The following is a 19,336-nucleotide window of genomic DNA, read 5'->3' on the forward strand; positions in this document are numbered from 1 at the left end:
GGGTTTCCGTTTGCGTCATCCCGCCAGAAACCGACCCCGCCTGATCCGGTTCCCGATCACAGCCTTCCGCTCGAAATCAGCCAGGCGGAAAGGCCGTTGAGCGCGGAGTAGAGAACGTAGACCCAGGCCCAGCCCGCCGATCCCCCGGCAACGGCGATCATCGCGCCCAGCAGCATCGCGAATTCCACGACAAGACTGAAGCGTCCGCCCAGCGGCTTGAAGAACCAGGGGACCTGCGAAAGCATCCGATGGCCGCTCTCCAGCACCGCCTTGTGAGCGGCAAAGTTGAAGATCCCAAGGAAGAAGACGATCGCAAGTCCCATAAGTCCAGACAAATGGTACTGCGAAACCGGATGCGGCGCCAGTCTTCGTAATGGTTGTGAATTGACCGATCCCGATTCGCGACGGTTTCTTGGAAAGCCATGAAACGCGGTGACGTCGTTCGTCGATGCCGGATGTCGTTCGTCTCCCCGCCCCGGTCTTCGTCGAACTTGGACGGGCCATGGTCGAGCCTCGCGTGAAGCATCCGCGATTCGGAGGCAAACAGGATTCACCGAGCCGGACGCGACACATTCTCGACCAACGGCTCACCCCGAGGAGGAAGAGACGATGTTCAAGACCAACCTGTTCGCCGCTGTTGCCGCTGCCGGATTTACCTTCGGCGCCATTGCCGCCGCAACTGCCCCCGCTCCCGCTTTCGCCAAGGACATCCAGGTGCGCTATGCAGACCTGAACCTGGCCACCGCGGAAGGCCAGCAGAAGCTGGACCGCCGCATCGAGACCGCCGCCCGCGAAATCTGCGACTACAACCGCACCGTGGCCCGCTGGAGCATCCACCGCGCCGAAGGCACCGAATGCTACGCCAAGACCCGCGAAAACGTGCGTGGTCAGGTAGCCCTCGTCGTCGACAAGGCCAATCACCAGCGCCTCGCAACCAGCCAGTAAGGCTGCCGGTCAGGACCGGCGCGAGGCGCTCATCCGAGGTCCCATAAAAATAACCGGATACGAGACTGGCGGGCCCTAGCGGCCCGCCATTTTCTTTACCGTCGGCAGATAAGTCCGGCCGATCCGCAGGGCATCGCCGCTGGCGGTCTCGACCGACCAGACTCCCAATCCCTCGTGCCGCAGGCCCGTCACATGATCGCGGCGCAGGATACAGCTGCGATGGATGCGGATGAAGCGCTCGGGGTCGAGGCGCTCTTCCAGGCTGGTGATGGTCTGGAGCAGGAGGTAGCTCTGCCCGCGCACATGCAGGCGCACATAGTCGCGCTCGGCATCGATGCGCTCGACGTCGGCGGCAGGCACGCGCACCAGTTCGGAGCGGTGCGGCACCCAGAATTCCTCCAGCCACTCGCTGGTCGGTGCTGCGCGCTGATCCCCGCGGCGGGACATGACGCGGCCCACGGCCCGCTCCAGCCGGTCCGGCGCCACGGGCTTCAGCACATAGTCGATGGCGTCGAGGTCGAAGGCCTCCACCGCGAATTCGTCATGCGCGGTCACGAAGATCACTGCCGGAGCATCGGGCTTGCCCGAAAGCCGCCGGGCGACGGTAAGGCCGTCCGTCTCGGGCATCGTCAAGTCGAGCAGGACGAGGTCGGGGGTGAGGGCATCGATCAGGCGCAGCGCGGCCTGTCCGTCGCTGGCGGTGCCGATCACGGAAACGCCGTCGATCCGCGAGCAGATCACCTGCATGCGCTCTACCGCCAGCGGCTCGTCGTCGACGATCAGCGCGCGCAGCGGTGCGGCCCCGCTCAATTCAGGGGTTATTTCAGGCAAGTCCGGACTCCAGGGGCATTCTCAGAACCGTGGCGAAACCGCCTTCGGGGCGCTTGCCGAATTCGATCCTGGCCGCCTCCCCGTAACGCGCCCGCAGCCGGTCCCGCACATTGCTGAGACCGATCCCGAAACCGCCGCTGTTCTCCGGGCAGCCCGGTCCATCGTCGGTGACGCTCACTTCCAGCATGTCACCATCGCGACGAGCATGCACGGCGATCGTCACCGGCTTCTGGGTAGCCGCGACGGCATACTTCACCGAGTTCTCGACGAGCGGTTGCAGGATCATGCCCGGTACCATTGCACCAAGAACGGAATCGTCAACATCAATCGTCGTCAACAAGCGGTTTGGAAAGCGCACCGCTTCTATGGCGAAATAGAGTTTCTGCAGTTCGATCTCGTCGACCAGCGCAAGATCGCTGGTGGGATCACCGGAAAGTGTTCGGCGATAGAACGTCGAAAGGTTCTGGATCATCTTCTCCGCATCGTCCTGCTTGCCGATCATGACCAGCGCCGACAGCGAATTGAGCGTGTTGAACAGGAAGTGGGGATTGACCTGATAGCGCAGCGAACGCAGTTCCGCCGCCGCTGCCGCCCGGCGATATTCGCCTTCGCGCCATTCCGCCGCACGGGCTTCCTCCGCCTTCACCAGCGCGAAGTAGAGCGCTGCCCAGGCAAGAACCAGGAAATAGCGGCCGAATGCGGTATCGGCCTTGCTCGCCCAGTCGCCGTAGCTCTTGCCGAACAGTTTCTCGGTGCTGATCGTGATCGCAGAATCGGACTCTTCGGTCGAGGCGACTGCCGTTGTCGGCTGCTCGGCCGGTTCCTCCGACGGTGCTGCCTCGCTGGGATCGGCCCGCCGGGTCACCGACTGCGGCAGGTCGACCAGAATGTTGCCCGCCTCGTCCCGGCTGATCCGCACCTTGCCGGCCTTTACCGCCTCCGCCTCGTCCTCGTTACCGTAAGCCTTGGTAGTGCTCATGTCGGCGAAGATCGCGTCGTTGATGAGCATCAACGCGACCGACAGCGGCAGGGCGCCGACCAGAACCACTGCGAAGCGTACGCCCGCCGACCTGCGGTCCAGCAATTGCAGCAGCGGCCAGACGGCCGCCATCAGCAGCATCGAGAGAATGCAGATCGTCAGCCGACGCGAGACCATCGGCCAGAACATGTCGTAGCCCAGCACCGCACCGCGCAGCGTCGCAACGATGAAGTAGCAGGCCCAGAGCGCGGCAAGAGACAGCAGGACAAGCCGCGCGGGCACGCGCGGCCGATGGGAACCGATCGTGGTGGAGGTCGTCATCCTCAGGGGATAGCGCGAAAAAACCCCGCAGCGCCAGTTCCCTGATCGGGCCGGGACCGACATTCGTCGAACCGGCCCGCAGGAAAGCGCCGATCCGGCGGAAGCGCCCGCCGGATCGGCCCGATATTACGCCGGAAGCAGATGCTCCCTGGCGATCTTTTCCTTCCACACGAGCGGGGCGAGCTGGTGGACGTTCTTGCCTTCGGAATCGACCGCCACGGTCACCGGCATATCCTTGACGGTGAATTCATAGATCGCCTCCATGCCGAGGTCCGCAAAGCCGACGACCTTGGCTTCCTTGATCGCGCGGGCGACGAGGTAGGCGGCGCCGCCGACGGCCATCAGATAGGCCGACTTGTGCTTGGCGATGGACTCGGTTGCGGCGGGGCCGCGCTCCGACTTGCCGATGCTGGCCAGCAGGCCGAGATCGAGCATGGTGTCGGAGAACTTGTCCATGCGGGTCGCGGTGGTCGGGCCAGCGGGGCCGACGACTTCCTCGCGCACCGGATCGACCGGGCCGACATAGTAGATCACGCGGCCCTTGAAATCGACCGGCAGTTCCTCGCCCTTGGCGAGCATGTCGGCAATGCGCTTGTGCGCGGCATCGCGGCCGGTCAGCATCTTGCCGTTCAGCAGCAGGCGGTCACCCTGCTTCCAGCTCTGGACGATTTCGGGGGTGAGGGTGTCGAGATCGACGCGGATGGCACCGGCATCGGGCGCCCATTCCACCTGCGGCCACTCGTCGAGGTTCGGCGTTTCAAGGAAGCTCGGGCCGGAACCGTCCAGCGTGAAGTGCGCGTGGCGGGTGGCGGCGCAGTTCGGGATCATGGCGACGGGCTTGCCAGCGGCGTGGCACGGCCAGTCCATGATCTTTACGTCGAGGATGGTGGCCAGGCCGCCAAGACCCTGCGCGCCGATGCCGAGGGCGTTCACCTTGTCGAAGATCTCGATGCGCAGCGCCTCGATATCGTTCTGGGGGCCGCGCTGCTTGAGCTGGGCCATGTCGATCGGCTCCATCAGGCTCTGCTTGGCGAGCTTGACGCAGTGTTCGGCGGTGCCGCCGATGCCGATGCCCAGCATGCCCGGCGGGCACCAGCCGGCACCCATCTGGGGCAGCATCTCGATCACCCAGTCGACGATGGAATCGCTGGGATTCATCATCTTGAACTTCGACTTGTTTTCGGAGCCGCCGCCCTTGGCCGCAACGTCCACCGAAACCTTCGAGCCCGGGACCATGTTGACCGAGAGCACCGAAGGCGTGTTGTCCTTGGTGTTGCGGCGGGTGAAAGCGGGGTCCGCCAGCACCGAGGCGCGCAGCTTGTTCTCGGCATTGTTGTAGGCGCGGCGCACGCCTTCATCGACCACTTCCTGCAGCGACTTCTCGGATTCGAGACGGCAGTTCTGGCCCCATTCGATGAAGACGTTGACGATGCCGGTGTCCTGGCAGATCGGGCGATGCCCTTCCGCGCACATGCGGCTGTTGGTCAGAATCTGGGCGATGGCATCCTTGGCCGCCGGGCCTTGCTCCGCCTCGTAAGCATCGCCGAGAGCACGGATATAGTCCATCGGGTGGAAGTAGCTGATATACTGGAGGGCGTCGGCGACACTCTCGATGAGGTCGTCTTCGCGGATCGTAACCATCTGCGTCATGGAATTGTGCTCCCGTTTTTCGGATCGCCTAGTTTGTGGCGCTCCTTAGACGCGCTTTGGCATTTGCGCAAAAGCGCATTTTCCGCCGCGATTCTTGTGTTCGACGCGCCGCCGGTTGCAAGTTCGGGAACGCTATCGTCAAAGCGTAACGATTGATCGACCAAGGACTTTCAAACCGCTTGGCCTCCATCGTCGCATCGCCTAGAAGGCCCCCATAAAGTCCGTATTTTGCGGGGGTACAGGCGTTCAGCCGTCCTTTCCCGCGCCAGCATGAGGAATAGGCCGCAATGACTCTGACCGAGGATCGGTCCGCCACCGAAGCACGTACCGCGATGATCGTCAGCCAGCTGCGCACCAGCGGCGTCAACGAGCATTGGGTGCTCAATGCCATGGCCGCCGTCGCCCGCGAGGATTTCGTTCCCGCCGCGATGCGCGATGCCGCCTATATCGACCGTGCGATTCCGCTCGAAAACGGCCGCTTCCTGGCCGCACCGCTGTTCCACGGCAAGCTGCTGGCCGAAGCCGCCCCGACCCAGGACGACAAGGTCCTGCTGGTGGGCGAGGCCAATGGCTATCTCGCCGCGCTGCTGCGTCCGCTGGCCGGTTCGCTGACCGTGGTCGATCCCGCCGAGCTGGCAGATCTGGCCGGTGAGGGCGGTTATTCGCTCGTCGTGATCGACGGCGCCGTCGAGGAACTGCCTGCCGCCGTTGCCGCCCAGCTGGCCGATGGCGGCCGCGTGGTAACCGGTGTCGTCGTGCGCGGCGTCACCCGTCTGGCTTCGGGCCTGAAGGCTGCCGGCGCGGTTTCGCTGCTGCCGCTGATCGAAATGGGAATTCCGGCTCTGCCCGAATTCGCCGCTCCCAAAAACTGGAGCTTCTGAGCATGGCCCGGTTCGCATTGCGTGCCGGGCTGCTCGCGGGGGGATGTCTGACACTGGCACTGGCCGGCGCTTCGGCGCGGGCCGATACCCTGCGCGATGCGCTCATAGCCGCCTACCAGACCAACCCCACCCTTGAATCGGCGCGCGCCCAGCAGCGCGCGACCGATGAGGGCGTACCGATCGCACGGGCAGCGGGCCTGCCCAGCGTCAGCACGACGGAAACCTACGTCCGGAACCTGAAGCAGAGCGAAAACTCGCTGACTGCACCGTCGAAGATATTCACCGCCGATGGGCAACTGGGCGTGCCGATCTATTCGGGCGGCGCAGTCAAGAACCGCATCAAGGCCGCGAAGATCCGCGTCGAAGCCGGACAGGCGGACTTGCGCGCGACCGAAGCCTCGGTGTTCTCGCAGGTCGTCGCCGCCTATATGGACGTGATCCGGACCGAGGCGATCGTCGGCCTCAACCGCAAGAACGTCAGTGTGCTGGAGACAAACCTCCAGGCCACCAGCGACCGTTTCCAGATCGGCGATCTTACCCGCACTGACGTTGCCCAGTCGCAATCGCGTCTGGCCGTCGCCCAGAGCGACTTGCGCACCGCCGAAGCGAACCTCGCCTCCGCGCGGGAGACCTACATCCGCTTCGTCGGCCGGGCACCCGAAGCGCTGGACGCCCCGCCACCGCTGCCCAACCTGCCCGCCACGGCCGACGATGCCGCCGCGATCGCGCTCGATTCCAACCCCGACCTGATCGGCGCCCGCCAGCGCACCAAAGCGGCGGACAAGGACATCGACGTGGCCGGGGCAGGGCGCCTGCCCACCCTGCGCCTCTTCGGGCAGGGCACCTACAACAACTACTTCAACACGCTGGCCCGCGGCGCTGTAGCCGCGAACGTTTCGCAGAGCGATTCATCCGCACAGGCCGGTGCGCAGCTGTCGATCCCGATCTTCCAGGGCGGCCTTCCCGCCGCGCAGCGCCGCCAGGCCCAGGCCACCGCCTCGGCCACGCTGGAGCAGGAGATCGCCACCGAGCGCGACGTGATCGCCCAGGTGCGTTCGGCCTATACCTCGTGGAACGCCTCGAACGACCTGATCCGCTCCTCGCAAGTGGCAGTGGATGCCGCAGCTCTCAGTCTTGAAGGCGTCCGGGCCGAGAACTCGGTGGGCAACCGCACGATCCTCGACATCCTCAATGCCGAGCAGGAGCTGCTCAACGCGCAGGTCACGCTGGTGACCGCACGGCGCAATGCCTATGTCGCAGGCTTCACGCTGCTGGCGGCGATGGGCAAGGCCGAGGCGCGCGATCTCAATCTGGACGGCGGCACCCTTTACGATCCGCAGCTCAACTACGACCGCGTGAAGGGCAAGTTCATGGACTGGGGCAATGATCCCGCGCCGGTGGCCAAGTCCACCCGCACCGTTGACACGCCGGTGCAGGACGGGAACATTCCGCAGCAGTGATCGACTGCTCTGATTCGGAGCGGATTTTTCGTTGTGTCAGGCCCGGTACAGCATCGGCGCCGGACAGCGAGCAGGGGCAAAGTGGCATGCGTCAAAGCGGTGAACCTTCGGTCGAGGAGATTCTCCAGTCGATCAAGCAGGTGATCGCGCGCGACAGCCGCGTCGATTCCCGTGGCCCGCGCCGTCCAGCCGACGCAATCTTCGACGAGGAAGACGACGTGCTCGACCTCGCGGAGACGACCCAGCTCGCGCCCGAGGGTACGGCCAGCGAGGAACCTGCCCTGCTGCACGACGAAGCCCGCAATTCCATGCGGGAATCGCTGGCAGCCCTGGCGATGCTGTCCGAACCCGGCGCGCCGCCGCAGATCGTCCGCTCGGGCGAGACCTCGCTGGAAGGCCTGACCCGCGAACTGCTGCGCCCGGCGCTGGCCGAGTGGCTCGACAAGAACCTGCCGCCGATGGTCGAACGCCTCGTCGCCGCCGAAATCGCCAGGATCGTCGGCAAGAAGGGCTGAGAGTCTGTTTGAATAATGCCCGTGAGGCATTTTCTTGCGGCACCGGCCCCAAAGGTTTTTCGGCGCCCCCACCCGACCTCCCATCAGGATACACTCGTGGGAGGTCGGGTAGGGGCGTGGGCCGGTGCCGCAAAATTCGCCTTCAGCGAATTTTCAAACGAAACTGGACCTGAACGTCTCAGGTTCCTAACTCAGGCGCATGGCAAGACCCGACCCTGCGCTGCTCGATCCCGCGCGCTACCCGTTTTCCTGTGCAATCGAACCGCGCTTCAGCGACCTCGATCTCAATCGCCACATCAACAACGTCGCCATGGCGGGGATGCTCGAAGACGGGCGCGTACGGTTCTACCGCGCCGCTGCCGGAGAAGGCGAGTTCGAAGGGCTGGCGACGATGGTGGCCAGCATTTCCATCGAATACCTCGACGAGACCCACTATCCGGAAACGCTGACCGTCCACGGCGCCATCGAACGGCTTGGCCGTACCAGCCAGCAGGTGGTGCAGATCGTGACTCAGGGCGGCAGGCCGGTGGTCTTCGCCCGCACGGTGATCGTCATGGTCGGACCGCAAGGCCCCGCAGCCTTGCCCGACGATTACCGCGCCCGCGCCGCCGAATGGTCGCTGCGCGCATGACTGCCTCGCACCACGAAATCGAGAAGGCCGAGGAAGCCCTCGCCAAAGCAGGCGGGGATGCGATCCAGCGCCACATCTTCATCTGCGCGGAGCCGCAGAAGGGCGAGTGCTGCTCGCCGGAGAAAGGTGCCGCCGCGTGGAAATACCTGAAGAAGCGCCTCAAGCAGCTCGGTCTCGACGGAAACGGCGGGGTCGCCCGCACCAAGGCCGATTGCCTGCGCATCTGCTTCGCCGGGCCGGTCGCGGTCGTCTGGCCGGACGGGGTCTGGTATCACTCCTGCACCGACGAGGTGCTGGAGAAGATCATCCAGCAGCACCTGATCGGCGGCGAGCCGGTCGAGGAATTCCGCCTGCGTCCTGCGGAAAATTGAAGACTCAGAACTCGTGATCGTCGTCGAGCGGATCGACAACCGACTCGTCGTGCCCGGTTCCGCTGGAGAGGAACACCAGCCCCATCAGCGCCGAAGCCAGCAGCATCGTGAAACCGATGCCCAGCGCGGCAGCGATATAGAAGTGCACCGAGACCATCCCGTTCGACCGATAGAGCAGGATCACCGAAGCGATCACCAGCGCCACCGTCACCGTCATCATGTAGCGCATGATCCGGCGATAGCGCGCCCAGGCATGGGCAGCCTTTTCGGGATCTTCCAGGGGCGAACGGGGTATCATCGCGCCCATTTGCGCCTTCGCGCGGGCGCCCGCAAGGGACTCGTGCAGTCCCCCCGCAGCTATGATACTCTCCCTGAAACAAGCTCCGGAAGAGAGCGAGCGAGGAGCGGGTCGGAGACCCGATAAGGGAGACTGCAAAGATGACAATCGAACGGATCATCGCCGGCCGGGAGGCCGTGATCACCTGCCAGGCAGACTGCACCGTCAGCGAAGCCGCATCGCTTCTGGCCGAGCGCCGGATCGGTGCCCTGCCGATCTTCGAGGGCGACAACCTCGTCGGGATATTCTCCGAACGCGACCTGATCTACCGGTTGCGCGAATTCGGCCCCAGCGTGCTGGGCATGCAGGTCAGCGAGGTCATGACCACGCCGCCATTGACCGTGGACCCTTCGGCCACGGCGCTTGCCGCGCTGGCGCTGATGACTCGGCGCCGCGTCCGCCACCTGCCGGTCACCGTGGACGGCCGCATGGTCGCCTTCGTTTCCATCGGCGACATCGTGAAATACCGGCTGGAAAAGGTGGAATCGGAAGCCGCGGCGATGCGCGACTATATCCAGATGGCCTGACCGCACCGCGAGACCTTGCCGCCCTCCTTGCGCCCCACCTTGCCGGACCGGGCGGGGAGGCCTACATCGCGGGCATGGACCAGCAAACCGTCACACTCAGCCCCTCGGCTGCCTCGCGCGTGGCCGCGATTGCCGAAAAGCAAGGAAAGCCGGCGATTCTTCGCCTCTCGGTCGAAGGCGGCGGCTGTTCGGGCTTCCAGTACAAGTTCGGCCTCGCCGAAGCCCCGGAATCCGACGATACCGTGACGGAGACCGATGGTGTGCGCCTGGTGGTGGACTCGGTCAGCCTCGACCTCGTGAGCGGCTGCGTGGTGGACTACGTGGAATCGCTCGGCGGCGCCGCCTTCCGGGTCGAGAATCCCCAGGCTGCGGCCGGATGCGGATGCGGATCGAGCTTCTCCATATGAAGAAGATCGCCACGTTCAACATCAACGGCATCAAGGCCCGTCTGCCCCGCCTGCTCGAATGGCTGGAGGAAACCCGCCCCGCGGTCGCCTGCCTGCAGGAGATCAAGACCCAAGACGAAGGCTTCCCGATCGCCGAATTCGAGAAGATCGGCTACAAGGGCATCTGGCACGGCCAGAAGGGCTTCAACGGTGTGGCCATCCTGGCGGACGGCGAAATACCGGTGGAAGTCCAGCGCGGCCTTGAAGGCGAGCCTGAGGACGAGCATTCGCGCTATCTGGAAGCGGACGTCTTCGGCATGCGCGTGGTCTGCATCTACCTGCCCAACGGCAATCCGCTGCCCGGCCCCAAATTCGACTACAAGCTACGCTGGATGGAGCGCCTGCGCCGGCGCATGGACGCGATCAAGGCCGAGGAAGTTCCGGCCATCGTCACCGGCGACTTCAACGTGATCCCCACGGACCGCGACGTCTGGTCGCCGCCCGCCATGGCTGCCGACGCCCTGATGCAGCCGGAATCGCGGGATTCCTATTTCCGTCTCCTGGGCGATGGCTGGACCGACGCAATCGCCACCCACAACCCGCGCGGCGGCATCTGGACGTTCTGGGACTATCAGGCCGGTGCCTGGCAGCGCGATCACGGCTTCCGCATCGACCATGCATTGCTCTCGCCGGAACTGGCCGACCGCCTCGTTTCCTGCGGCGTCGACAAGAGCTATCGTGGGCGCGAGAAGTCCAGCGATCATACCCCGGTCTGGGTGCAGCTCAGGGATTGATCCGTACAGAGGCACGAAAAAGGGGCGCGAAACGGTGTGTTTCGCGCCCCTTTTTCGTGCCTGTCGTTGAGACTGTAATCTCAGCGATAGAAGATATGGTTGTCCACCTGGGCAAGGCGGGTCAGACGCCAGTTGGGTGCCACGCGCGCGGCGTGGAAGAAGAGGGCGCCCTTCACCGGGCTCTTCCAGCTCTTCTCGACAGCGATCTTGGCGATCGCCTTGGCTTCGCGCCAACCGCTCGACTGCTCGCGAATCTTGGGCATCTTCTTGCCCTGGATGAACGAGAACTGCGAAGGCTGGTACACCACGCCGCAATAGCTCGCCGGGAAGCGACCGGATTCTGCGCGGTTGATGATGACGCGGCCGACGGCCAGCTGGCCTTCCAGAGTCTCGCCGCGCGCTTCAAAGTAGATCGCACTGGCCAGGCAGCGCATTTCGCTGCTCAGGCGACCGGGCACGGCCTGCTGCGCAACAAGCTGCGCAAGCGTGTCGGCGTCGACCTGGTTGTCCTGAGTGCCCTCTTCGTCGGTGGTACCGGTGTCGGCACCCGCGTCCGTCGCATCTGCCCCGTCTTCCGAGGGGAGGGACTGGACGACCGGCTGCGATACGAAGATCGGGTCGAGGGTCGATTTAGCCTGCACCAGAACCGGTGCCAAAGCCGCGGCGCCCGAACCCTGTGCGCCGAATAGGGTGGTCAAAACCGTAGCGGCCAGCGCCACCGCGCTAGCCCACTGAAACTTGGTTCGCATTAAATCATGGTCAAAGGCGGTGAACCAGTCCGACGCAGGTGGGAACGGAATGCCTTCCTGAGGCGTTCACCTTCCAAACGATCCTGCCGACGATTCCCCGTCTGCGTGCTAGCCGGGCTGGCCGAAGTGCTGCCCGAGCCGCTTCCGCGTCTGTGCAGTGGCCTTTAACTTGCATCGCCTGCAAGTCAACCTTGTTGTTAACCAACCCCGATGAAGCGTTCGGGCTTCGCGATGTCCAGTTCGACGATCCACAAGTCCAGGTCCTGTTGCCCGCGCCGCTCCAGATAGTCGGCAAAGGCGAGTCGCTGCTCCGGATCGCCGCCGGATTCGTAGCGTTTTGTGCAAGTCCAGGCGCGGGTACCGTCGAGTTGCGGCATGCGCTCATAGAGACGCGGATTATCTCCATTCTCGATCAGAACGAGCATGATCGTCCCGGCGTCGCGTTCACCTTTGCTGAGAACCGCGCCAAAGCCGCCTTCCGCCTGTACCGCGCGGAGGAGTCCGGAAACTTCGAGATGGGCGGGTAGACGAGCGTCCAAGATTAGGAACCGGCGTAGCCCGGCAGGCCGGAGAGGGCGATGCGCGAGCGCATGAAAGTGCCGGTGCCGCGCCCGACTTCCTCGCCGTCCTCGTCCACCAGCCGCGATTCCGCCACCAGCACGCGGCGGCGGCCGCTGACCCAGCGCCCTTCCGCCACGATCGTACCGCCCTTGATCGGCTTGCTCAGCAGGAGGTTGAACGAGGTGGTGAGCAGGAACCGGTCGGTGACGAGGGTGTTCGCGGCGTAGAAAGCCGCGTCGTCCAGCATCTTGAAATAGATCGTGCCATGCGCGGCACCGGCGGCATGGAAGCAGTCCGGCTCGACATCGAAGGTGATGCGCGAGACGCCCTCGCCGGGTATCTCCAGGCGGGAGCGGAACATCTGGTTGATCGGCGCCGAGGCATAGAGGCCTTCCAGCGCCCGCCAGTGCAGACCGGCGCCGGACACGTCCGGAGCGCCGGCTTCCAATGATTCAGGCGGCATCGCGATCGATGACGTTGCTGAGCAGGCTGTAAAGCGCTTCCGGGCCGGGTGCTTCGATCAGCGCCTCGTGCATGCGCTCATCGCGCATCATCCGCGAGATTGCCGCCAGCGCGTGAAGGTGCGTGGCCCCCGCATTTTCGGGCGAGAGCAGGCCAAAGACGAGATCGATCGGCACGCCATCGGCGGAATCGAAATCGACCGGGCTATCGAGCCGCATGACGATCGCTACCGGGCGACCGAGGCCTGCCATGCGGGCATGGGGAATCGCGATGCGGCGACCGAAACCGGTGCTGCCCATTTCTTCACGTTCGACGATGCGCGCCAGAACCTGTTCGCGATCGAGGTGGTAAACCTCGGCGAAAAGGTCGGCGAGTCGGCCGAGAATCACATGCTTGCTGTCTGCGCTGGTAGTCACGACGGCGTCAGGCAACAGGGTAAAAAGACTGCTCATCTGCGTTTCTGGTTCTGGCCCAAACGGAATGTCCGGGGTTTAAACGTCCATAACCCCCGGGAAACCGGGGGTTATGTTTTCTTCTTCGAGAAGAAATGCAGGCGCCTGATCGGCGCCAGGGTCTGCGTCAGTGCGGCTCGACCCAGCCAATCGAACCGTCGCCACGGCGGTAAACCATATTATGGCGTCCCGTTCCAGCGTTTTTGAACAGCAGCGCCGTGGTGTTGCGCAGGTCCAGCATCATCACCGCGTCGGAAACCGTGGCCTCGGGAACGTCCACGCGGGTTTCCGCGATCACCACCGGCGCATCGACCTCCAGCTCTTCCTCATGCTCGGTCTCCGGCTCTTCGAAGATCGTGTAGGCGGCTTCTTCCACGGCGACGGCATAGGCGGTCTGTTCGTGGCGGTCCTTGATCCGGCGCTTGTAGCGGCGCAGCTGCTTGTCGATCTTCTCGGCGGCCTGGTCACAGGCGATATGCGCGTCCTGCGCCATGCCGGTGCCCTTGAGCACAAGGTTCTGCATCACGTGCACCACGATATCGCAGCGGAAAGCCGCTGCCGGGGCGCGGCCGAAAGTGACCTGGGACGACAGCGCGCGGCTGAAGTACTTGTCTACGATCGCCGTCAACCGCTCGTTGGCGTGGGTCTGGAGGGCTTCACCGGTGTCGACCTGATGGCCGGAAACGCGGATGTCCATGAGCGATTACTCCTCTGCTGTGATTCAGGCGCCCCAGAGCGGGGCATCGACCGACTTGAGAAACTCCGCATGAATGAGGAGTTCCTCCTCGGTTGCCGCGTGGGGACGCGGCTGACGGAAAGGACGGTCCTTACGAATGAGGACCTTCGATTCCGCGGTGATCTCGGCGGTTTCGGCGAGAAGTTCGAGACCGATCTGGCGACCGCCCCGAAGCTCCACGTAGACCTGCGCGAGCAGTTCGGCGTCTAGCAAGGCGCCGTGCTTGGTACGATGACTTCGATCAATTCCGTAGCGCGAGCAGAGCGCGTCGAGCGTCAGCTTGGCGCCGGGATGGCGCACTTTGGCCAGCTCCATCGTATCGACCATGCGGCCGAGATCGACGGCGGCGTGGCCGCAGCGCTCCAGCTCGAAATTGATGAAGTTGAAGTCGAACTTGGCATTGTGGGCGATCATCGGCGCGTCACCGATGAAGTCCAGAAAGTCCTGCGCACTCTGGGCGAACAGTGGCTTGTCGGCCAGGAAGGCATCGGACAGGCCGTGCACCGCTTCCGCTTCGGCGGGCATCGTGCGCTCTGGGTTGAAATAGGCGTGGTAGGCCTTCCCGGTCAGCACCCGGTTGACCATTTCGATGCAGCCGATCTCCACCATCCGGTCCCCGTTCCTGGGGTCGAAACCTGTGGTTTCGGTATCGAAGATGATCTCTCTCATCCCTCTCCATATCTGCCTGCCAGACCCACTTCGCAAGGGCCTGACCGCGATTATTCTGACTCGGTCAACGCAGCCACGATACGATTCACCTGCGCGCGGGTTTCCGCCAGCGACGTACCGGTATCGATGACGAAATCGGCCCGCGCGCGCTTTTCCGCGTCGGGGACCTGCAAGCCCAGAATCTGCTCGAATTTCTCGGACGTCATGTCCGGTCGGGCCAGCACGCGGGCGCGCTGCGCTTCTGCCGGAGCGGACACCACCGCCACTCCGTCCAGCCCCCGGTCGCCGACTTTCTCGTAGAGCAGGGGGATATCGAAGACGACCAACGACGCGCCATTGTGCTCGGCGAGGAATCGGGTCCGCGACTCTGCGACGGCAGGGTGAACGATTCCCTCGAGTCGGGCGAGCGCTTCCCGATTCCCGAAAACCGCCGCGCCCAGTTTGGCGCGGATGACGCCCTCCGGCCCGGTAGTGCCGGGGAAGGCTGCCTCGATTTCGGCAACCAGTTCGCCGCCCGGTCCCTGAAGTTCGTGAACCACGGCATCGGCATCGAAGACCGGCACGCCCAGTTCGCGAAACATCCCGGCCACCGTAGACTTGCCCATGCCGATGGAGCCGGTGAGGCCGAGAATGCGAGTCATGCCAGCAGGCGCTCGCGCAGTTCCGCATCGAAATCGCGCGGCGGCTTCACGCCGAAGAAGTGCGCGAAAGCGACATCGGCCTGGCCGATCAGCATCGACAGCCCGTCCACCGTCTCGAATCCGGCCCGGCGCGCTTCCTGGAGGAACGGCGTTTCGAGCGGGCTGGTGACGATATCGTAGACCACGCTGCGCGGCGGGGCATGGGTGAAATCGAAGGCGAGGGGGGGCTGGCCGGTCATGCCGAGCGGACTCGCATTGACGATCACGTCGAGGCACTGCTCGCGGTCGTCGAAGGCGAAGTCGGTCGGCTCGGCAAAATGGGCGAGGTCGATGGCGTGATGATCGTCCTGCGTGGTCACGTCATCCAGCATCGCCTGCGCCTTGGCGGGATTGCGCCCGGCCAGGACGACGACGAATCCGCGCTCCGCCAGCGCGGCAACGATCGCGCGCGAAGCTCCGCCGGTGCCCAGCACGCGGGCCATGCGGAACAAGTGAGTCTGTTCAAGCAGCGGTTGCAGGGGTTCGAGGAAGCCCGGGGCATCGGTGTTGTAGCCCGTCAGCGTGCCGTCCGCCTCGCGCACCACCGTGTTGACCGCGCCGATCTTCGCGGCGAGCGGATCGAGGCGATCGAGCAAGGGAACGATGGCCTGCTTGTGCGGCATCGTGACGTTGCAGCCGCGCCAGTCCGGATCGGCGCGGCGCTCGGCCAGATAGTAGGCGAGTCCTTCGGCCGGAACCCGGTGACGGTCATAGCGGCCGGGAAGGCCCAGCTTCTCCAGCCAGAATCCGTGAATCACCGGGGACTTGGACTGTTCGATCGGATCGCCGATGACTTCGGCATAGGGCTGATTCATGACGCGATCGCTCCCAGACGGCGCAGCGCCGCCTGCACCTTGAGCAGCGGCATGCCGAGAATGGTGAAATAGTCGCCCTCGATCTTCTCGAAAAGCTGCACGCCGCGCGCCTCGATGCGAAACACGCCGACGCAGCCCGCCACTTCCGGCCATTCCGCATCCAGATATTCGGCGATGAAGGCGTCCGAAAGCGCGGTGACATGGAGCGCCGCCACCGCGTCCTCGGCCCAGAGCACTTCGCCGTCCCGCACGAGGGCAGCGGCGCTGTGGAGGTGCATCACCTTCCCGGAGAAGAAGCGCAGATGCTCGGTCGCAGCCTCGCGGCTCGCGGGCTTGTCGAAGCGGCGGCCACCGCATTCGACGAGGGAATCGCTGCCGAGGACGAGTTCGCCCGACTCTTCGGCGGAAACCGCCAGCGCCTTGGCCCGCGCCAGTTCCAGTGCGATTTCGGCGGGCGGCTTGCCGGAGAGTCCGGCCTCGATGGCGCGCTCATCGACATGGGCAGGGCGGGCGCGAAACGGAATCGCGGCGGCTTCGAGCATGGCGCGCCGCGAGGCGCTTTGCGAGGCGAGGACGATCATGGTGCTTGGTTCCGGAAGAATCAGATCGGCTTCGGACCGACCGGACCCTGAGTCCCCTCGGCCTTGCGCTCGTTGTAGAGATTGATGATCGCCGCCGCGGTTTCCTCGATCGAGCGGCGCGTCACGTCGATCACCGGCCAGGAATTGTCCGCGAACATGCGGCGGGCATATTTCAGCTCGTCCTCGACCCGGTCGCTTTTCACATAGTCGGTGTCGGGCGACTGACTCAGCGAGAGCAGGCGGTTGCGCCGGATCTGGATCAGGCGCTCGGGCGCGGTGGTCAGGCCGACGACCAGCGGGCGCTTCAGCCCATAGAGCAGGGTCGGCGGCGGACTCTCCACCACGATCGGAATGTTCGCGACCTTGTAGCCGCGATTGGCGAGATAGATCGAGGTCGGCGTCTTGCTGGTGCGCGAGACTCCCGCCAGCACGATATCCGCTTCCTCCCAGTCCTCCCAGGCGATGCCGTCATCGTGGGCGATGGTGAACTGAATCGCATCGACGCGGGCGAAATAGGCATCGTCCAGGCGATGCTGGCGACCGGGACGGCCCTTGGCTTCCTGCCCGAGCAGCGCTTCCAGCGCATCGGTGACGCCGTCGAGCACCGCGATCGCCGGCAGGCCGAGTTGCTGGCAGCGCTCTTCCAGACGGCCGCGGGTTTCCTCGTTCACCAGGGTGAAGAAGACGAGTCCGGGATTGGCGGCGATCTCGCCCATGATCCGGTCGAGGTGCTGCTGCGAGCGGACCATCGGCCAGAAATGCCGCAAAACGTCGGAATCATCGAACTGGGCGAGGGCCGCCTTGGCGATCATTTCCAGCGTTTCGCCGGTGGAATCCGAGAGCAGGTGAAGGTGAAAACGCGCCATTCGAGGCTTTTCCGAGAGTCTTTCGCGTGAAGAACCCCCGAGACAACCCGGCGGCCTGTGGATATGTGGCGGCATAAACCACGGGACAGTGCTGGTGACAACTCGCTTCCCGGTTTTGCTCCACATTGAACCGATTTCGTCGCGAGAGTCGTAAACATGATTCAAATCCGCCCCACACCCTGTGGGTAACAGGGATAAAGAGTCTTTGACTCAGAGTCTCCGGAGAGTCGCTGCGCGAATTTGAACCTGTTCGCCGTGGAATGAATCGGGCAAGATTCAAAAGTCCCCGATATCCACAGGACCAACAGACTCCATCATCCTTCTAAGAATCTTTTATTTTTTGATCGGACCTGAATCTCGATGCCTGGCCTTCTTCTCGAAAACCTGCTCGGAACGAACACGAGCAAGCGTCCAGTCTGGCTGATGCGCCAGGCCGGAAGATACCTTCCCGAATATCGTGCCCTGCGCGCCGAAAAGGGCGGATTCCTGGCGCTCGTCTACGACACCGACGCCGCTGCGGAGATCACCCTGCAGCCGATCCGCCGGTTCGGATTCGACGGCGCGATCCTGTTTTCCGACATTCTGATCGTACCTTATGCGATGGGTCAGAATCTCGAATTCCTCGCCGGTGAGGGTCCGAAACTGACTCCGCGTCTGGTCGATTCCGCGCTGGAGAATCTGAGCGCGGTTCCCGAACGGCTGACTCCGATCTACGAAACCGTGCGCAAGGTTTGCGCCGGACTCGATTCCGAAAAGACGATGCTCGGCTTCGCCGGAAGTCCCTGGACGGTCGCTACGTACATGTGTGCAGGCGAGGGCAGCCGGGACCAGCATGAGACTCGGGCAATGGCCTATCGCGACCCTTCGGCGTTTGCGGAAATCATCCAGGCTATCGTGGGGGTGACAGTCGAATATCTCAGTGGCCAGATTCAGGCCGGAGCTGAGGCCGTACAGTTGTTCGATTCATGGGCGGGGTCGCTCTCTCCGGCACAGTTCGAGAAATGGGTCATCACGCCCAATGCAGCCATCGTATCGGCGGTGAAGGCGCGCCATCCCGAGACTCCGATCATCGGCTTCCCCAAGGGGTCCGGCGAGAAACTTCCCGCTTACGCCCGCGAGACCGGGGTGGACGCGGTCGGAATCGATGAGACGATCGATCCCCTATGGGCCGCGCGCGAATTGCCCGAAGGACTCCCGGTGCAGGGGAATCTCGATCCGCTGCTGCTGCTGTCGGGCGGCGAGGATCTGGAGAGTCAGGCCCTGCGCGTGCTCGATGCCTTTGCCGACCGTCCGCATGTCTTCAATCTCGGCCACGGAATCGGCCAGTTCACCCCGATCGAGAACGTGGAGAGGCTGCTCGGAATCGTCCGCAACTGGTCGCGCTGATCGTTTCCGAAACGGGGAGGGGGACCATCGGCAGGGTGGTGGAGGCAGACAGGCGAATCACGCAGGCCCGTCTGCCAAACACTACCACCCCGCTGATTCAGCGCCGGAATCGTCTTGCCCCGCGTCTGCCAAGGGTGCAGGAGGACGGCCCCTGAACCGTCAGCCTAACCATCGAGACTCGTGGGACCCATGCAGGAAGTGCTTTCCATGCTCTATCTCTGGCTCAAGGCCGGACATGTCATCTTCGTGATCTTCTGGATGGCCGGGTTGTTCATGCTCCCGCGCTATTTCGTCTATCACCAGGAAGCGGAAGCCGGTTCGGCAGAGGAAGCGCGCTGGATCGACCGCGAGGCGAAGCTGCGCAAGATCATCCTGACGCCCTCACTGATCCTCACCTGGGTCCTCGGCATTGCCACGGCCACCGCGATGGGCGCCTGGAGCGAAGGCTGGCTGCACACCAAGCTGCTCTTCGTGCTGGCGCTCTCGGGCTACCATGGCTGGCTGATCGGCTACGGCAAGAAGCTGGCGCGCGGCGAGCGTCCGCTGACCGGCAAGAAACTGCGCCTGCTGAACGAGATTCCGGGCCTTGCCGCCGTGGTGATCGTGATCCTGGTGGTCGTGAAGCCCTTCTGATTCCTGCCCGATTCATCGCCTCGGTCCGATCCGGAGCGATGAATCCCGTTTCCGTTCAACCCGCAGGCATGCCGCCTTGCGGATTGACTCGTTGACCGAAAGTCGCGGAACGCTTATC

General features: G+C 64.1%; 26 protein-coding genes. 11 read left to right on the forward strand and 15 right to left on the reverse strand.

The window, feature by feature from the left end:
* Positions 1 to 56: 56 nt before the first annotated feature.
* Positions 57 to 323 carry a hypothetical protein gene (locus ACZ1II_RS07995; protein WP_465145945.1) on the reverse strand — a complete coding sequence of 89 codons (267 nt, stop codon included), beginning with the start codon at positions 321 to 323 and terminating at the stop codon, positions 57 to 59.
* A 286-nt stretch (positions 324 to 609) separates the two neighbouring features.
* Between ACZ1II_RS07995 and ACZ1II_RS08000 the strand changes: the two genes are divergently transcribed.
* Complete coding sequence (locus tag ACZ1II_RS08000) at positions 610 to 945, forward strand: UrcA family protein (protein ID WP_465145946.1); 336 nt, start codon at positions 610 to 612, stop codon at positions 943 to 945.
* A gap of 75 nt (positions 946 to 1,020) precedes the next feature.
* On the opposite strand, the gene ACZ1II_RS08005 is transcribed toward ACZ1II_RS08000, so the two are convergent.
* The 3 genes from ACZ1II_RS08005 to ACZ1II_RS08015 all read right to left on the reverse strand — a co-directional run bounded on the left by ACZ1II_RS08005 (position 1,021) and on the right by ACZ1II_RS08015 (position 4,726).
* Entirely contained in the window at positions 1,021 to 1,755 is a 735-nt protein-coding gene (locus ACZ1II_RS08005; RefSeq protein ID WP_465145947.1) for a LytR/AlgR family response regulator transcription factor, read from the reverse strand.
* Between the two features lie 13 nt (positions 1,756 to 1,768).
* Positions 1,769 to 3,076 (reverse strand): sensor histidine kinase, encoded by a 1,308-nt coding sequence (locus ACZ1II_RS08010; RefSeq protein ID WP_465145948.1) that lies wholly within the window; start codon positions 3,074 to 3,076, stop codon positions 1,769 to 1,771.
* 126 nt (positions 3,077 to 3,202) lie between these two features.
* Positions 3,203 to 4,726 carry a fumarate hydratase gene (locus ACZ1II_RS08015; RefSeq protein WP_465145949.1) on the reverse strand — a complete coding sequence of 508 codons (1,524 nt, stop codon included), beginning with the start codon at positions 4,724 to 4,726 and terminating at the stop codon, positions 3,203 to 3,205.
* Positions 4,727 to 5,013: 287 nt separating this feature from the next.
* On the opposite strand from ACZ1II_RS08015, the gene ACZ1II_RS08020 reads away from it, so the two are divergent.
* From ACZ1II_RS08020 to ACZ1II_RS08040, 5 genes are all read left to right on the forward strand, one after another.
* The gene (locus ACZ1II_RS08020; protein WP_465145950.1) at positions 5,014 to 5,607 is read left to right on the forward strand and encodes a protein-L-isoaspartate O-methyltransferase family protein; all 594 of its coding nucleotides are present in this window, start codon (positions 5,014 to 5,016) and stop codon (positions 5,605 to 5,607) included.
* 2 nt (positions 5,608 to 5,609) lie between these two features.
* Positions 5,610 to 7,067, forward strand: a complete 1,458-nt coding sequence (locus ACZ1II_RS08025) for a TolC family outer membrane protein (protein WP_465145951.1) — start codon at positions 5,610 to 5,612, stop codon at positions 7,065 to 7,067.
* 86 nt (positions 7,068 to 7,153) lie between these two features.
* Positions 7,154 to 7,582 carry a DUF2497 domain-containing protein gene (locus ACZ1II_RS08030; RefSeq protein WP_465145952.1) on the forward strand — a complete coding sequence of 143 codons (429 nt, stop codon included), beginning with the start codon at positions 7,154 to 7,156 and terminating at the stop codon, positions 7,580 to 7,582.
* Positions 7,583 to 7,781: 199 nt separating this feature from the next.
* Entirely contained in the window at positions 7,782 to 8,213 is a 432-nt protein-coding gene (locus ACZ1II_RS08035; protein ID WP_465145953.1) for an acyl-CoA thioesterase, read from the forward strand.
* Positions 8,210 to 8,584, forward strand: a complete 375-nt coding sequence (locus tag ACZ1II_RS08040; RefSeq protein ID WP_465145954.1) for a (2Fe-2S) ferredoxin domain-containing protein — start codon at positions 8,210 to 8,212, stop codon at positions 8,582 to 8,584. Before ACZ1II_RS08035 ends, ACZ1II_RS08040 begins: the two co-directional genes overlap by 4 nt.
* Positions 8,585 to 8,588: 4 nt before the next feature.
* Here the strand turns inward: ACZ1II_RS08040 and ACZ1II_RS08045 are convergent, their stop codons facing one another.
* The gene (locus tag ACZ1II_RS08045) at positions 8,589 to 8,882 is read right to left on the reverse strand and encodes a hypothetical protein (protein ID WP_147216085.1); all 294 of its coding nucleotides are present in this window, start codon (positions 8,880 to 8,882) and stop codon (positions 8,589 to 8,591) included.
* A 140-nt stretch (positions 8,883 to 9,022) separates the two neighbouring features.
* On the opposite strand from ACZ1II_RS08045, the gene ACZ1II_RS08050 reads away from it, so the two are divergent.
* The 3 genes from ACZ1II_RS08050 to xth all read left to right on the forward strand — a co-directional run bounded on the left by ACZ1II_RS08050 (position 9,023) and on the right by xth (position 10,628).
* Positions 9,023 to 9,448, forward strand: coding sequence for a CBS domain-containing protein (locus ACZ1II_RS08050; RefSeq protein ID WP_465145955.1), 426 nt, complete (start codon positions 9,023 to 9,025; stop codon positions 9,446 to 9,448).
* 74 nt (positions 9,449 to 9,522) lie between these two features.
* A complete protein-coding gene (gene erpA / locus ACZ1II_RS08055) occupies positions 9,523 to 9,855 on the forward strand; it encodes an iron-sulfur cluster insertion protein ErpA (protein ID WP_465145956.1) in 333 nt (110 codons plus the stop codon).
* Positions 9,852 to 10,628: an exodeoxyribonuclease III gene (gene xth / locus ACZ1II_RS08060; protein WP_465145957.1), complete on the forward strand. Its 777-nt coding sequence runs from the start codon at positions 9,852 to 9,854 to the stop codon at positions 10,626 to 10,628. Before erpA ends, xth begins: the two co-directional genes overlap by 4 nt.
* Before the next feature lie 80 nt (positions 10,629 to 10,708).
* On the opposite strand, the gene ACZ1II_RS08065 is transcribed toward xth, so the two are convergent.
* The 10 genes from ACZ1II_RS08065 to ACZ1II_RS08110 all read right to left on the reverse strand — a co-directional run bounded on the left by ACZ1II_RS08065 (position 10,709) and on the right by ACZ1II_RS08110 (position 17,199).
* The gene (locus tag ACZ1II_RS08065; RefSeq protein WP_465145958.1) at positions 10,709 to 11,377 is read right to left on the reverse strand and encodes a cell wall hydrolase; all 669 of its coding nucleotides are present in this window, start codon (positions 11,375 to 11,377) and stop codon (positions 10,709 to 10,711) included.
* A gap of 197 nt (positions 11,378 to 11,574) precedes the next feature.
* Positions 11,575 to 11,916 carry a DUF1491 family protein gene (locus ACZ1II_RS08070; protein WP_465145959.1) on the reverse strand — a complete coding sequence of 114 codons (342 nt, stop codon included), beginning with the start codon at positions 11,914 to 11,916 and terminating at the stop codon, positions 11,575 to 11,577.
* Between the two features lie 2 nt (positions 11,917 to 11,918).
* On the reverse strand, positions 11,919 to 12,401 hold the full coding sequence (locus tag ACZ1II_RS08075) for a PaaI family thioesterase (protein WP_465145960.1): 483 nt from the start codon (positions 12,399 to 12,401) through the stop codon (positions 11,919 to 11,921).
* Positions 12,391 to 12,852, reverse strand: a complete 462-nt coding sequence (locus ACZ1II_RS08080; RefSeq protein ID WP_465145961.1) for a PTS sugar transporter subunit IIA — start codon at positions 12,850 to 12,852, stop codon at positions 12,391 to 12,393. The genes ACZ1II_RS08075 and ACZ1II_RS08080 overlap by 11 nt, the downstream gene beginning before the upstream one ends.
* Before the next feature lie 127 nt (positions 12,853 to 12,979).
* The gene (hpf, locus tag ACZ1II_RS08085) at positions 12,980 to 13,549 is read right to left on the reverse strand and encodes a ribosome hibernation-promoting factor, HPF/YfiA family (protein ID WP_334183242.1); all 570 of its coding nucleotides are present in this window, start codon (positions 13,547 to 13,549) and stop codon (positions 12,980 to 12,982) included.
* A 24-nt stretch (positions 13,550 to 13,573) separates the two neighbouring features.
* Entirely contained in the window at positions 13,574 to 14,257 is a 684-nt protein-coding gene (gene dnaQ / locus ACZ1II_RS08090; protein WP_465145962.1) for a DNA polymerase III subunit epsilon, read from the reverse strand.
* Between the two features lie 50 nt (positions 14,258 to 14,307).
* Positions 14,308 to 14,898 (reverse strand): dephospho-CoA kinase, encoded by a 591-nt coding sequence (gene coaE, locus ACZ1II_RS08095; RefSeq protein ID WP_465145963.1) that lies wholly within the window; start codon positions 14,896 to 14,898, stop codon positions 14,308 to 14,310.
* Positions 14,895 to 15,752: a shikimate dehydrogenase family protein gene (locus tag ACZ1II_RS08100; RefSeq protein WP_465145964.1), complete on the reverse strand. Its 858-nt coding sequence runs from the start codon at positions 15,750 to 15,752 to the stop codon at positions 14,895 to 14,897. The genes coaE and ACZ1II_RS08100 overlap by 4 nt, the downstream gene beginning before the upstream one ends.
* Complete coding sequence (locus ACZ1II_RS08105) at positions 15,749 to 16,333, reverse strand: Maf family protein (protein WP_465145965.1); 585 nt, start codon at positions 16,331 to 16,333, stop codon at positions 15,749 to 15,751. Before ACZ1II_RS08105 ends, ACZ1II_RS08100 begins: the two co-directional genes overlap by 4 nt.
* A gap of 20 nt (positions 16,334 to 16,353) precedes the next feature.
* Entirely contained in the window at positions 16,354 to 17,199 is an 846-nt protein-coding gene (locus ACZ1II_RS08110) for a pyruvate, water dikinase regulatory protein (protein WP_465145966.1), read from the reverse strand.
* 360 nt (positions 17,200 to 17,559) lie between these two features.
* Here ACZ1II_RS08110 and hemE point away from each other — a divergent pair, with 360 nt between their 5' ends.
* Positions 17,560 to 18,585, forward strand: a complete 1,026-nt coding sequence (hemE, locus tag ACZ1II_RS08115; protein ID WP_465145967.1) for a uroporphyrinogen decarboxylase — start codon at positions 17,560 to 17,562, stop codon at positions 18,583 to 18,585.
* Between the two features lie 207 nt (positions 18,586 to 18,792).
* On the forward strand, positions 18,793 to 19,218 hold the full coding sequence (locus tag ACZ1II_RS08120) for a CopD family protein (protein WP_465145968.1): 426 nt from the start codon (positions 18,793 to 18,795) through the stop codon (positions 19,216 to 19,218).
* Positions 19,219 to 19,336: the final 118 nt, after the last annotated feature.

This window comes from Novosphingobium sp. BL-S-20 (genome assembly GCF_055521635.1).